The organism is Wolbachia endosymbiont of Tuta absoluta (assembly GCF_059414725.1).
The window spans coordinates 1-13,524 of record NZ_JBNRJY010000334.1 but is presented as its reverse complement, the minus strand read 5'-3'; the positions used below and the strand labels follow the sequence as shown (position 1 = coordinate 13,524).

Below are 13,524 nucleotides of genomic sequence, written 5' to 3'. Positions count from 1 at the left end.
TTGGTAGGGTCGAGAACTGGCGCGCCTCTTTAGGGCTTGGTGGCTGATCCATTATTTTCATGTTGGGCCTCAATCCAAAATTCCCATGTTTACGTTTCCAGCTCCCGCCTCGTCAAACGCAGCATGCAGTTTTCCCGCACTACGCTTTCCTAGCAGATTCTTACCAAAGTTTATAACATCTTGTACTGGGGCTGCTTTCGGAACGTAATATCTTAATCTATAGTCTTTATATAGACCTAGTGTTTCGTATATCCATTCGCTACTCCACCTCTCCCAGCCAAATCCTTTTGCTTTTCTAGCTTTCATTAATTTACGTCTTACTTTCTTCTCTACCCATAGTTTCACGTAGTTAAAGTTTCGACCTGAGTTTCCTATCCTAAAGTAGTTTGTCCACCCTCTCAGTATTGGATTAATGATATTTATCACTTTCCATATTGGTTGCGATTTGTGGTCGCGAAATACCTCCTTCAATTTTTGAAGTAAGTTTGTCCGCGCTTTCATCTGTGGTGTTGTTTGTACCCTCCACTTTCCTTGTTTTGTGATCTTCTCTCGAAAATCAAATCCTAGAAAGCTGAATGTCTCTCTTTCCTTTAGGTTAGTTACTTTTGTCTTTTCTTTATTTACTTCTACCTTTAGTTTTGCTAATTCTTCTTGTACCCTTCTATACACTAATTTTTCTAGCCATTCCCATTTCTGGTGGCCATCTATCAGTATCACCAAATCGTCCGCCCATCTGGCATATTCTATATGTTGATATTTTCCTTCTTTAGTCACCTCTTTTGCCTTTTCTAGCATTTTATCTACCTCATTTAGGTATATATTGCTTATTAGTGGTGAAAGTGGTGATCCTTGCGCTATTCCTCGTTTCCCTCCTACTTTGAGGATTAGCTTGATCAAGTGCATGATTTCTTTATCATTTACTCTTTTGGAAATCTTTTCCATAAGAATATGGTGTCGCACATTGTCGAAGTAGGATTTCAGATCTATGTCAATAACTTTTGTATTGCCTTTGATTGCTGCTTTCGATACTTTATCAATTGCTTCATGCGCTTTTCTCCTAGGTCTATATCCATATGATCCGTCCTGAAAGTCAGATTCAAATATTGGTTCAAGTATTAGCTTCAGTGCTGTTTGCACTATTCTGTCCCGGATGCAGGGTATGTTCAACGTTCTGAGTTTTCCCCCAACTTTTGGTATTTCCTTCCTCCGGTTCCTATTTGGGCTATAGGTTTTGGTTATTAGTTCGTGTCTTATTTGTTGAAGATACTTTTCTAAGCCTTCTGCCTCTATCGATTCAAATGTCACCCCATCCATTCCTGGTGCCCCTTTGCTCTTCTTTGTCAGCTTATATGCTTCTTCTAGTGTCTCCATCTTGCAGACGTGAACATAGATTCCCCAGAATCGCCATTCCGGTTCTGTTTTCGCTTTGGTATATATCTTTCTTCTCAGGTCTTGTAATTTTATTGGCATTTTTATCATTTTTACCTTTACCTTCCTTTTTGTTAAAAGATTTCTACTAGTAGGGTGCCTTTGCTCCATGAGAGTTACCTCACTTCTTTACTACTACGCACCCATCCGCCACCCTCTCATCTTCTGTTCTTTTCCTGTTTTCCAGTTATAGAACCTACCACTCCAAGGTATTTCTCCTTGGGATGAGGAGGGCTTCTCCAGTTGCTTTGTATGTCCTCATTACCATGCTATCACTACCACCCCGCTGAAGTAGAACAATTGTATCAGTCGTTTTTCAACTGCCTATTCTGCTTTCGCCCATTGACCGCTGGCTCAGCCTTCAGTTCTTATCGTTTTCGAGGCCACCTATGTGTTTGCTTTCGCTACGGCCTAGTAATTCGCCATTATCCTATGATAACGTTGTCGGTAGGCTTCAACATTTTGCTTTCCCTCCACATTGCTACCCTAGCTACAGGACTTCGACTTTTATCCTGGTGGGTCTACCTCCCACTGAACATACTTGCCTTCTCTGGACACACGATCGATCTGTTACCGAATTAGTTGTTTTCATATTGAAAATCTCTTCTATGAAAGAAAAAGGGTAGTTTTGTTCATTGCGTTGTATTTGCCGGCCTTTAACCAATTTTATACCTTGCATTTCTTCCAAATCTGTCTTTTCTCTTAGTTGAACTGCTACTTCTTGTCCCATTTTAAACATTCTTTCTTTTATAAATTCACTACGCCAAAGCTTTATGGCTGATTCCCTACTTTCTTCAAAATTTTGTAATTTAGGAGGAACGATATCACTGATTTTTACACCAACAACAGTATCTCCAACACCCTTAAAATAACTCTTCTGATCTTTCTCGCGTGAAAAAATGAAAGAAATGAAATCACTGGAATTTCCTACTTCATTACCACTTTGGTCTTTTCCACTAGCATCTACTGGACCAATGGTTTGTATAGGTAAATTGTAATTATTGGAGATTTCTTCAATCGTTGCACCATTGTATATCTTATAATTCACTTGATTTATGAAATCATTGACTTTTTCAAAAGACTTTTGATTGGTTAAAACTGACCTTATGTCTTTTTTTAAATCAACCAAGTCTTCATCAGAGATTTGATGTATGCTTTCTACCTTTATTACGTGCCATCCAAAATTGCTTGTTAAAACTTCACTTACTTCACCTGTTTTGAGAGCAAATACCTTTTCTCTCATATTTTCAGGTAAGAAATCCTTAGTTATATTATTTACTCTGGTTTCATCGAGTTTCACTTTATTAAACTCTTCTATTATTTGTTCAAAGCTTGCTTTACTTTCTTCAAGTGCTCTTCTTGCTATTTCAGCTTTTTCTTTGGTAGGAAATATCACATTGAATATGTCTCTTTGATTTTTAAGTTCCTGATGTTCTATTATACTATCAACCTCTTCATCTGAAATTCTGATTTGATCTTCAAAATATTTTTGATCCAGAGAAATGTATTGCGCAGTTCGATACTCAGGGTAATAAAAATTGGACTTATTTCTTTCATACAAATCAAGTAAGGCTTGATCATCTGGTTCAGGAACGTCTGTAATTGCATTCTCAGTTATTTTAACAATATCAACTACTCTAGTTTGGTAGCGATTTTTGTATATCTGCTCATCAACACTCTCACCAAAAGTTACCGGATAATTATCTTTAAATAACGAAGTCATGAACATCATTGCAGGCAGGATTTTCTCTAGTTTTTCTATATATTCCTTTTCTGTTATATGCAGGCTATTTAGAGTTTGATGGAATTTATTATGGTCAAATTCTCCTTTATCGTCCTGAAAGTACTTGGTATTTTTTATGTGGCTTTTGATAGATTCTTCTCCAACTTTTAATCCAAGTTCGCTAATTAGGTTAAACAATAGTTTTTGCTCTATAAGTGCGTTAAGTAAATCATATTTCAGCTTTTTTACTTGTTCTTTACTTACATCAGATCCAGAAATTTGCTTTTTATAATTTTGATATAGTAATTTATATTCATCTGATGTTATAACTTCCTTTCCTACTTTAGCTAATTCTTTCCTTTCATCATCATTTGATAAAAGATTGCCAATCCCCATAAAGATTAATAAGCAAACTAAAAGGAGAACGATTGCCTTGGTAAAAAAATTTCTAATACTCATTGTAAACTTAGTTAACTAACACTTAAATTTAGAATAGCAATAATTTAATATTTGTAAATCTATTAACAAATTAGCTAATATATGTAATATTGTAGTGTATTAAATTGAATGGAAGCTTATATTAACCTAAGAGCCTGTAAGTGATCTCTGAATATGGTAAGATGAGGTATAGTTGACATGAGGTAAAGTATGAGGAATACATATCCAAGTGACATAAGTTGTGAAAAATTCGAAAAGATTAGACTAATTTTAGAAAGCGTGCGAAAGAAAACAAAGCCAAGAAGATTAGGTTTATATGAGTTATTTTGTGGTGTGCTTTATGTACTAAAAAGTGGCTGTCAATGGCGAATGCTTCCAAAAGAGTTTCCAAGATGGCGAAATTTTTACGATTACTTCAAGAAATGGAGTAAAAAAACGAATGAAGATAGAGAAAATGTTCTAGAAATTGTCTTTAAAAAAATTGGTTGGAGAGAACAGTGGTCGAAATACCAAAACAAGCTTCTGCATCATTGATGCCCAAAGTGTAAAAAATACCGATACTGCTGAAGAAAAAGGTTATGATGCTGGCAAGAAAATTTCAGTAATAAAGCGTCATATCGCAGTTGATACACAAGGTTTGACACACGCAATTCATATAACAACGGCAGAAATAACTGATCGTAGCAGTGCTTTGACAATGGTTAAAAATGCTAAAGAAAGTCTCTCTGAAGTTAAAAACATACTGGTTGATGCAGGCTACACTGGAGAAAATTTTGCAACACAGATGAAAGTAACTATTGGTGCAACTGTTGAGGTGAAGCACCTTTGCTGTATTGCCAAAAAGATGGGTTGTTGAGAGATCTTCTTTTGCCTGGTTGGAAAAATGTAGGCGACTTTGGAAAAATTGCGAGCGTAAATTTAATACTAGCCTACAAATTTGCTTTTGCTTCTTTCCTCTTCAAAAGATTATGAACAGGTTCTAAGAGATAAGAAATATAAACCAAAAAGCCATTGGATGACAAAGTTAATGCTTTTTTAGTTTTAATGGTTTATATTTTATTTCTATAACAGCAAAGGAATATTAAAATGGGAGATGTTTTTTCGATGTCAATGGAATCTTCTAAAGACAATAAAGATAGAAATGAACAATTTCTCATGCAAGTAGCTGCTTGGTTGGTTGATAACACTAGCTTAACTTTTGATCAAATAGCACAATGTTGCAAGTTATCCCTTGAAAAAGTACAAGACATAGCTGATGAGGAAATAGAAGTTGAAAAGTATGACCCTATTATTTCTGAAATAATTACTGAAAAAGAAATCGATAATTGCAAAAAAAATCCAAATCGTGTACCAAATTTGATTATAAAAAATATGAAAAAAAGGGCAAAGACGATTAGCTTTCTTGCCTTTGCTTCCACAGCAAGGCGTAGAGATAAACCTAATGCGATTTATTATTTGGTAAAAAAATTTCCTATCTTGAACAATAATGTAATAGCTAAGCTAGTTGGTACAACAAATTACACAGTTGAGCAGGTAAGAGATAGATCTCATCATAACATACTCAATATCAAACCTCAAGATCCTGTACTACTTGGTTTATGTAGCCAGGAAAATTTAGAAGCGGAAGTAGAAAAAGCGAAAGTAGAAGAAGAGAAGAAACAAAGATTAAAAAATATAAATAATAGCTATTGATGATTCTCAAATTCTTGTACTTTGTTAATATTAAATTAACTTGACTTGTTAGTTTTTATCAGTATAATGCAAGTAAAGTATCTAGTTTAATAATAATTAAGTCTAAATACGCACTGAAAACTAGCTCAGCCTAATTTATTGTTTTATATTCACATTTTAGGTTAGTAAGCATCAATTAAAATTTTTGGAGGATTATGACAACAATCAATGAAGATGTCTTAGCAAAAGGAGGGGTTGTAGGTCAACCTGAAAAAAGCGAACAAATTCATAATGCTGACGCAGTAAAACAAATGACCAGTGAAGGTGATGAAAAAAACAAGAAAACATTGGACCTGAGCGAATTGAAAGAGAAAACAGCAGAAGAATTGTTAGAGCTAGCTGAAGAAAGAAAAATTTCAACTAGTGGTAAAGGCAATGGCAGGATGCTAAAACAGGAAATGATATTCAGTTTAATGAAGAAAATGAGTGAAGAAGGAGGCATAACCACAGGAAGTGGAGTAGTGGAAATATTGCCTGATGGTTTTGGTTTCTTACGTTCATCAAGTGCAAATTATGCTCCAAGTACCGATGATGTTTATATTTCCAATGGCCAAATAAAGAAGTTTAATTTACGTACAGGAGATATGGCATGTGGAGAAATAAGGCCACCTGGTGATAAGGAAAGATATTTTACTTTAACTAAGGTTCACAGTATAAACTCTACTGAAATCAGTGAATTAAGAAAGTACGTACATTTTGATAATTTGCTTCCGCTTTATCCTGAAAAAAGCCTCATCCTTGAAAACAACAGTAGCGGAGATAATAAAAAAGATATAAACATGCGTGCTGTAGATATAGTTACACCTCTTGGAAAAGGACAAAGAGCATTGATAGTTGCTCCACCTCGTACAGGAAAAACGATATTGCTTCAGCAAATGGCTCACTCTATAGCTACAAATCATCCTGAAATAGAACTAATAGTATTACTTATAGATGAAAGACCCGAAGAGGTGACAGATATGATACGCTCTGTAAAGGGTGAAGTGGTAAGCTCTACATTTGATGAACCTGCCTACCGTCATGTCCAACTTGCTGAAATAGTAATAGAAAAAGCTAAAAGAATGGTTGAACACAAAAAAGATGTAGTGATTTTGCTTGATTCTATAACTCGTCTTGCACGTGCTTATAATGCAGTCATTCCTTCGTCTGGAAAGGTTCTAACCGGCGGTGTAGATTCAAATGCGCTGCAAAGACCAAAACGCTTTTTTGGAGCAGCTCGTAATATTGAAAATGGTGGTTCTTTGACAATCATCGCTACAGCCCTTATAGAAACTGGTTCAAAAATGGATGATGTTATTTTTGAAGAGTTTAAAGGCACAGGTAATGCTGAAATTATACTAGATAGAAAACTTGCTGATAAACGTATATTCCCTGCTATTGATATTACAAAATCCGGAACAAGGAAGGAAGAGCTATTAGTTGATAAGGCCATACTAAATAAAATATGGGTATTGCGTAGGATACTTAACCCTATGGGATCTGTTGAAGCAATGGAGTTTTTACGTGACAAATTACTTTTAACAAAGAGCAATGCTGACTTTTTTAACTCCATGAATCACTAAAAGTAAGCCAATTCTGATGGAGCAAAAAAGCAAAGCTCTCTTATAGCTAAAATAATTTGGATTTATCAAAATATATTAAGCTGGCAATCTACCTTAAGTTGCTATTCCAACTTATAGCACTGATTTTGATCAAAAATTTTATGTAGTCAGTTTATTTACAATCGATTTTCCAGTGTCAGCCACTTAGATGACATCTTTTTGACTCTTAATATTAATATCAATTGTGTACCAGTGTTGAAATGACCCACTCAAAAGGGGATTGTATTTACTCTGAATCAGATGATAAATTAGATGCTTGGTAAGCGTAATTTGGAGCTTCCTGTGTAATGATTATATCATGAGCATGACTTTCTCTTAACCCTGATGAAGTAATAGTGACAAATTTGCAGTTTTTTTTCATCTCTTCTATATTACGGTTGCCAGTGTAACCCATTGCAGCTTGCAACCCACCAATTAACTGACAGATCACTCCTGAAGCTGGACCTTTAAAAGGAACTCTTGCTTCTACTCCTTGTGGGACTAAATCAAGTTTTGAATCTTGAAAATAACGGCTAGCTGACCCTCGTTTCATTGCACTAATAGATCCCATTCCTCGATATTCCTTATATGCTCTACCCTTATACATGATAATCTCACCTGGGCTTTCCTCAGTACCAGCAAAGATTGAACCTATCATCACAGTATCAGCACCAGCTGCAATAGCTTTTGCAACATCTCCCGAATATTTTATTCCACCATCAGCAATTAGTCTGACGTTTTTTGTTTTACAAACCTCTGCAATATTCTTGATCGCAGAGAATTGTGGCATACCAACGCCTGTAACTATTCTGGTAGTACAAATTGATCCTGGCCCTATTCCAACTTTCACTGCATCAACACCAGCATCAATCAACGCTTCAGCAGCCTCCTTTGTTGTAATATTTCCGCCGATTAATTGCGTATTCGGATACATCTTTTTTATTTCCTTAATAGTGCTGATAACGTTCTCGGAATGACCGTGAGCGGTATCTACAATAACCACATCAACTTCTTCTTCGACCAAAGCTTCACATCTTTCTATACCGTCTTTTTTACCAGTACCAATTGCAGCGGCAACTCTGAGTCGACCTTTACTGTCTTTACATGAATTTGGATATCTATTGTATTTTTCGATGTCTTTAACTGTGATTAGACCTATGCAACAAGAATTTTCATCAACAACCAAAAGCTTCTCTATTCTATTTGCATGCAACAATTTCATTGCTGAGGCGCTATTTACTGCCTGCTCTCGAACTGTTACTAACTTATCTTTTGTCATTACCTCGGAAACTTTTATATTCATGTTCTGGTCTTCAATAAACCTCACATCTCGATTAGTTAAAATTCCCACTAACTTGCGTTGATCAACTACAGGAATGCCGGAATAATTATACTCTCTCATTAATGAAACTGCTTCTGCAACTGTTTTATCTGGGGAAATTGTAATTGGGTTATACACGATCCAGCTTTCATATTTTTTCACCCTTCTTACTTCTAACACTTGTTCATCTATTGATAAATTCTTATGTATGCAACCTATTCCACCATGTTGGGCAATAGCTATTGCAAAGCCTGATTCAGTGACAGTGTCCATTGCAGAGGATATGAGAGGGATATTTAGTTCTATATTATTTGTTAGATAAGTTCTTGTGTCTGCATCACGAGGCAATACATCAGAATAGGCCGGTAAGAGAAGTACATCGTCAAACGAATAACAAGCTTCCATTTTTTTCATATGCTTTATTTAAAGCTTATACGCCAATTAATGAAATTGCAATAGAGCTTTTGCAAAATTAGCCTGGCTCCAGCTATTTTTAGATCAAAATAGGATAGAAGAGGTATGTAGCTCCTAATATATTTATCGCATAATTATATTATTTGCTAGCAAACAGAACTGCTCAATAGTTAAGCTTTCTGGACGTTCGTCTCCACTCAGTTTAGCATTCTCAAGAGTAGTTGAGACATCACTAGTTATACTTTGCAAGCTATTTCTCAGCATCTTTCTTCTTTGAGCGAACACAGCACGTGTTAGCTTTGTTAAGGTTTCTAAATTTACTGCAAATCTTGGAGTGGGTAAAGGTTTTACTGTAATTACTGAAGAATATACTTTTGGTCTTGGAAAAAATTCCTTAGGTTCAATATCAAATTCCTTTTTTATGTCGCATAGTAACTGGCTTAGCACTGATAGGGAACCATAATCTTTAGAATTAGGTTCTGCTGTAATACGCTCTGCTACCTCCTTTTGGAACATTAACGTCAAATTCGTAAAAAATTTTATATTATTTAACCACTTTAAAAATAACGCTACTGAGATATTGTAAGGCAAGTTAGCAATGACTTTGACTGGACATTCTACCAGCTCTTTTTCTACAACATTAAGTGCATCTGCTTCTATAATTCTATATTTTCCCTGATGCTCATTTAGCAATTGTTCGTGATGTTTCACTAAACTACTATCTTTTTCTATAGAAAGTAGAAACTTTGGATTATATGCCAATATTTCTCTTGTTAACGCACCATACCCAGGACCAATTTCAATAACATTAAAATCTTTCAGGCTACCAGCTAAGGCAACTATTCTTTTTATTATCTCATTCGATAAAATAAAATTTTGCCCTAGACTCTTTTTTGGCTTCAGTAAAAATTTTTTCATATGATCTTAGTATGCAGTATTTTAAAAATTAGTTGACGAAAATTCATCAATAATTGTATATTGTCAGTGTATTTAATGCCGGCTTAGCTCAATTGGTAGAGCAACTGACTTGTAATCAGTAGGTTGTCAGTTCAAGTCCGACAGCCGGCACTCTCATTCATATAAGAAAAATTGATGTCTTTTTTAATAGTAGCAAATTGGAAAATGAATGGAACACGTTCTTCATTTGTTAACTTTATAGGCAAACTTAACAACAAGAGCAACGAAATTACCTCTAAATTAGTAATTTGCCCTCCTTTTACATCATTTCCAAGCAATATAGAGTTGAACAACAATATTAAAATAGGAGGACAGAATTGCCATCATAAAGAGTTCGGTTCTTACACAGGTGAAATTAGTGCAGGAATGTTGAAGGAACTAGGATGTAGTTACGTAATACTTGGACATTCTGAAAGGGCTCATGAAAAAGATAGTGAAATAAAACTTAAATCGAAAACAGCAATAGAATCAGGATTACACCCAATCATCTGTGTAGGTGAAAACTCAGAAGATTATAAAAATAAAAAAACAAAAGAAGTAATAGAATATCAATGCAAAAACCGTTTGCCAACACAAGGTGAATATACCATAGCATACGAACCGATATGGGCAATAGGAACAGGAAATGTGCCAAATAATGACGCAATTGCTGAGGTGATAGAGATAATAAAATTGTGTACTGGTAAAAAACACATTATATATGGTGGCTCAGTCAGCTCAGAAAATATAGGAAACTTGCTCAGTATTCCAAATCTATTGGGAGTTTTAATTGGTAGTGCAAGCTTAGATTTTGATCACTTTTATCAAATTATACAACAAGTCGAGAAAAAACTTTCTCTTAATTAATTCTAAAGGATAAATACTCTTATTGTCATGGCAAGGGAGCTGGCAAAATGTGTCAAGGAGTTTTCTATTGGCTAAGGTTATGACAATAAAGTTAAGCACTGCCAAAAACTATGGAAGAAGTCATTATAATTTGTATTATATCTTTATAAAATGGTTCGCATAAGTTATCTAGAAGTGCAACTAAACAAATACAAAAATCAAAGTGTTGCGGTTTTCGGCCTTGGTAAAACTGGTTTGTCCGTTATTAATGCTCTAACAAAAAGCAGTGCAAAAATATATGCATGGGATGATAATAAAGAGCAAATAGCAAATGCAAAAAAGATATATAAAGAGTGTAACTTTACTCATCCCAATGAGTATAATTGGCATGAGATAAGCACACTAATTTTGAGCCCTGGAGTGCCAATACCAACGCATTGGGTAGTAAAACTTGCAAGAAGCTTTGACTGCAAAATAAAATCAGACATTGAGCTATTTCTTGAAACTAAAACTACAAATCAGAAGGTTATAGGCATTACAGGAACAAATGGCAAATCAACCACCACGTCACTAATAGGGCACATATTAAAATCCACAGGGAAAAAAGTAGCTATTGGCGGGAATTTAGGTGTGCCTATTTTGGATTTAGAAAGAGATGCAGAAATTTATGTAATTGAATTCTCCTCTTTTCAATTGGAGCTAATAAATAAAATTAATGTAGACATTTCTGTATTGCTAAACATCACACCAGACCACATAGATAGACATGGAAGTATGAATAACTACATAGCAACTAAATTAAAACTGATAAACAGTAGCAAGATTGCCGTGATAGGATGTGATAACAAAATTACCGCTGATGTATTCAATAAATTCACTGGGAACAAAATTCCAATTTCAGTAACATATTCCCTGGTGTCATTCCAGCGCGTGACCAGAAAAGAAAAACCATTGCCAACTACCCAGATGACAGAGGGTAGTGCAAGAGATCTAATATCATTGGCAGATAACAATTTGCTTGATTATAGTGAACAGATTACTGGTATAGATCGAAATTATCTGGATCCCAGTGTCAGCTACTTGGATGACAAAAGGAGTGCTGAGATTCAGGAGATCTCGCTAAAACTAGAGAATCACAACTTATCAATGAGTGATATGAAAGTAAACCTAGTATCCAATGTAGAAAATATAGTAGCTGCACACGCTGTGTGCAAGTTACTTGGAGTAGATAGCAGCACTATTGTCAATGAAATCAAATCCTTTCCAGGGCTAAGACACAGAAATGAATTTCTTGGCAAAATACATAATGTACTTTTTATCAACGATAGCAAAGCAACCAATGCAGAATCGACCGAAAAGGCAATTTTATCTTATAAAAACATATACTGGATTGTTGGCGGAAAAAGCAAAAAAGGCGGAATAGAATCATTAAGCAAGCATTTCACCAAGATTAGAAAAGCTTTTCTTATTGGAGAATCAACTGAAGTTTTTGCAAACATTATGGAGAACAAAATAGATTATATGAAGTGCTATAATCTAGAAAACGCATTTAAACTGGCTTTTGAAGAGGCCATAAATAGCAAAGAAGAAGTAGCGATATTACTTTCTCCTGCATGTTCTTCTTTTGATCAGTGGAAAAATTTTGAAGAGCGCGGTGAAGCATTTTGCAGAATGTTTGAAAATCTCAGGTACAATTATATGTGATGTTTAGTATAATATTGTATGGAACAAAAGTTAATAGTAGATGAGCTGATTAAGGTTGTTCCATTTGAAGGAATAAGTGATGCAACCTTATTGAAAGTGTGCACGAACCTTAACCTAGCCAATAGTTTTTGTAAATTTCAAAATGGAATATATAGTGCTTTGGAGTACATAGCAGAGGACTTAAATAGCTCAATGGAAACTGAACTTTGGAATTCCAATTTAGAAGATATGAAGGTAAGAGAGCGGATAAAGTTAGCTGTCCAAATACGCCTTTCAAACTATGCTAAGTTACAAAATTACAGAGAGTTTTTAAAAAATGTTTTATCATTCTCTATATTACCCCAAAATACATATTTTTCTAGTAAACTCTTGTACAGAACTGTTAGCGCGATTTGGTATGGCATTCATGATCAATCAACAGATTTTAACTACTATACAAAAAGAGCAATATTAGCTGGAGTGTACTTAAGTACGATACTTTTTTTTATCAATGATTATTCAGAAGATTTTGCAGATACCCTGTCGTTTCTTGACAAACGTATCAACAATGTCATGACATTTCAAAAGTTTAAAACCCGTTTGAATAGAATGGTAAGAAACTTCTTATAGCCTCTTTACTTATACGAGTTACTCGTATTTATACCTAAAGCTGCCTTGATTTTTATGTTAAGATAATTGACATCCACTAACAGTGAGCTTAACAAAGAACTTGATTGAAAGCAATACATTAGAAAGTAGTTTTGCTGGAAACTTGAAGTAGACAGAATTGATACACATAAAGCTGATCCATGTACAAAAGTATCTGTTCAGATACACGACTAATGCTGTGTGATCCATAGAGGTTATTACAATAAGAATGTAAGATCAAATAGAAATTTGGATTTGCAGTAGTTTATAGACCTTATTACAATTGCAAAGGATAAATTCTAGGGTTAAACTACGTCTGAGTTGGATAAAACTATACAAAATGACTACTTTTAGCAGCAAACATTAGAGCAGTTTTTCCAAGAGAAGTTTTTTCATAGTCAAAATGAGGTAGACTAAGAGTACTAACTACATAATTAACACCTGCGTTTGCTATTTCTACTAAGTATTTTACTACATCCAAGTGACCTGCTTGAGCAGCATCAAGTAAAAAGAGTGGAGCAACTATCTCCATGAGGCTTCTTTTGCCTTTTTTTGCTTGCTTAATATTTATAGCTAAAGCTTCAGGGTGTCATTTCAGTGCGTGACGCAGAGATGTAGGGAGATTGAAGATCAGTGCTTGACACTGGAATGGCTTTGTTGCACCACTCAAGGAAAGAACAGGCAGTTACTGATGGAATTTGTTATAAAATAGATATTTAGCCGACAAAGGAAAAATATGCCAATAAGAATGAAAGTCAGTAACTGCAATGAATATA

10 protein-coding genes, 1 tRNA gene and 1 pseudogene are annotated in these 13,524 nt (G+C 34.9%); 7 read left to right on the top strand and 5 right to left on the bottom strand.

The window, feature by feature from the left end; translation table 11 throughout:
• Nucleotides 1–69: 69 nt before the first annotated feature.
• Together ltrA and ACJ5GX_RS03585 are read right to left on the bottom strand one after the other, a co-directional pair.
• Complete coding sequence (ltrA, locus tag ACJ5GX_RS03590) at nt 70–1,539, bottom strand: group II intron reverse transcriptase/maturase (protein WP_230609206.1); 1,470 nt, start codon at nt 1,537–1,539, stop codon at nt 70–72.
• A gap of 379 nt (nt 1,540–1,918) precedes the next feature.
• Nucleotides 1,919–3,610 carry a peptidylprolyl isomerase gene (locus ACJ5GX_RS03585; RefSeq protein WP_495292709.1) on the bottom strand — a complete coding sequence of 564 codons (1,692 nt, stop codon included), beginning with the start codon at nt 3,608–3,610 and terminating at the stop codon, nt 1,919–1,921.
• Nucleotides 3,611–3,799: 189 nt separating this feature from the next.
• Here ACJ5GX_RS03585 and ACJ5GX_RS03580 point away from each other — a divergent pair.
• The 3 genes and pseudogenes from ACJ5GX_RS03580 (at nt 3,800) to rho (ending at nt 6,882) form a co-directional block, all read left to right on the top strand.
• Nucleotides 3,800–4,572 (top strand): annotated as a pseudogene (locus ACJ5GX_RS03580) (IS5 family transposase).
• Between the two features lie 103 nt (nt 4,573–4,675).
• Complete coding sequence (locus tag ACJ5GX_RS03575) at nt 4,676–5,281, top strand: cell cycle transcriptional regulator TrcR (RefSeq protein WP_007301964.1); 606 nt, start codon at nt 4,676–4,678, stop codon at nt 5,279–5,281.
• A gap of 194 nt (nt 5,282–5,475) precedes the next feature.
• Nucleotides 5,476–6,882: a transcription termination factor Rho gene (gene rho, locus ACJ5GX_RS03570; protein WP_052264646.1), complete on the top strand. Its 1,407-nt coding sequence runs from the start codon at nt 5,476–5,478 to the stop codon at nt 6,880–6,882.
• Between the two features lie 265 nt (nt 6,883–7,147).
• Here the strand turns inward: rho and guaB are convergent, their stop codons facing one another.
• Both guaB and rsmA read right to left on the bottom strand, forming a co-directional pair.
• Entirely contained in the window at nt 7,148–8,635 is a 1,488-nt protein-coding gene (guaB, locus tag ACJ5GX_RS03565; RefSeq protein ID WP_012481851.1) for an IMP dehydrogenase, read from the bottom strand.
• A gap of 123 nt (nt 8,636–8,758) precedes the next feature.
• On the bottom strand, nt 8,759–9,553 hold the full coding sequence (gene rsmA / locus ACJ5GX_RS03560; protein WP_019236635.1) for a 16S rRNA (adenine(1518)-N(6)/adenine(1519)-N(6))-dimethyltransferase RsmA: 795 nt from the start codon (nt 9,551–9,553) through the stop codon (nt 8,759–8,761).
• A gap of 77 nt (nt 9,554–9,630) precedes the next feature.
• On the opposite strand from rsmA, the gene ACJ5GX_RS03555 reads away from it, so the two are divergent.
• From ACJ5GX_RS03555 to ACJ5GX_RS03540, 4 genes are all read left to right on the top strand, one after another.
• Nucleotides 9,631–9,703: transfer RNA gene (locus ACJ5GX_RS03555), tRNA-Thr, on the top strand.
• 24 nt (nt 9,704–9,727) lie between these two features.
• Nucleotides 9,728–10,438 (top strand): triosephosphate isomerase, encoded by a 711-nt coding sequence (locus tag ACJ5GX_RS03550; protein WP_052264645.1) that lies wholly within the window; start codon nt 9,728–9,730, stop codon nt 10,436–10,438.
• Nucleotides 10,439–10,588: 150 nt separating this feature from the next.
• Nucleotides 10,589–12,121 carry a Mur ligase family protein gene (locus ACJ5GX_RS03545; protein WP_052264644.1) on the top strand — a complete coding sequence of 511 codons (1,533 nt, stop codon included), beginning with the start codon at nt 10,589–10,591 and terminating at the stop codon, nt 12,119–12,121.
• Nucleotides 12,122–12,139: 18 nt separating this feature from the next.
• Nucleotides 12,140–12,730 (top strand): COQ9 family protein, encoded by a 591-nt coding sequence (locus tag ACJ5GX_RS03540; RefSeq protein WP_052264643.1) that lies wholly within the window; start codon nt 12,140–12,142, stop codon nt 12,728–12,730.
• 349 nt (nt 12,731–13,079) lie between these two features.
• Here the strand turns inward: ACJ5GX_RS03540 and ACJ5GX_RS03535 are convergent, their stop codons facing one another.
• Nucleotides 13,080–13,280, bottom strand: coding sequence for an ankyrin repeat domain-containing protein (locus tag ACJ5GX_RS03535; protein ID WP_230609266.1), 201 nt, complete (start codon nt 13,278–13,280; stop codon nt 13,080–13,082).
• Nucleotides 13,281–13,524 lie beyond the last annotated feature (244 nt).

Bases quoted from the DNA above. Each gene is read 5' to 3' on its own strand.
- ltrA (WP_230609206.1), bottom strand. From the start codon at position 1,539: ATGGAGCAAAGGCACCCTACTAGTAGAAATCTTTTAACAAAAAGGAAG.
- ACJ5GX_RS03585 (WP_495292709.1), bottom strand. From the start codon at position 3,610: ATGAGTATTAGAAATTTTTTTACCAAGGCAATCGTTCTCCTTTTAGTT.
- ACJ5GX_RS03575 (WP_007301964.1), top strand. From the start codon at position 4,676: ATGGGAGATGTTTTTTCGATGTCAATGGAATCTTCTAAAGACAATAAA.
- rho (WP_052264646.1), top strand. From the start codon at position 5,476: ATGACAACAATCAATGAAGATGTCTTAGCAAAAGGAGGGGTTGTAGGT.
- guaB (WP_012481851.1), bottom strand. From the start codon at position 8,635: ATGAAAAAAATGGAAGCTTGTTATTCGTTTGACGATGTACTTCTCTTA.
- rsmA (WP_019236635.1), bottom strand. From the start codon at position 9,553: ATGAAAAAATTTTTACTGAAGCCAAAAAAGAGTCTAGGGCAAAATTTT.
- ACJ5GX_RS03550 (WP_052264645.1), top strand. From the start codon at position 9,728: ATGTCTTTTTTAATAGTAGCAAATTGGAAAATGAATGGAACACGTTCT.
- ACJ5GX_RS03545 (WP_052264644.1), top strand. From the start codon at position 10,589: ATGGTTCGCATAAGTTATCTAGAAGTGCAACTAAACAAATACAAAAAT.
- ACJ5GX_RS03540 (WP_052264643.1), top strand. From the start codon at position 12,140: ATGGAACAAAAGTTAATAGTAGATGAGCTGATTAAGGTTGTTCCATTT.
- ACJ5GX_RS03535 (WP_230609266.1), bottom strand. From the start codon at position 13,280: ATGGAGATAGTTGCTCCACTCTTTTTACTTGATGCTGCTCAAGCAGGT.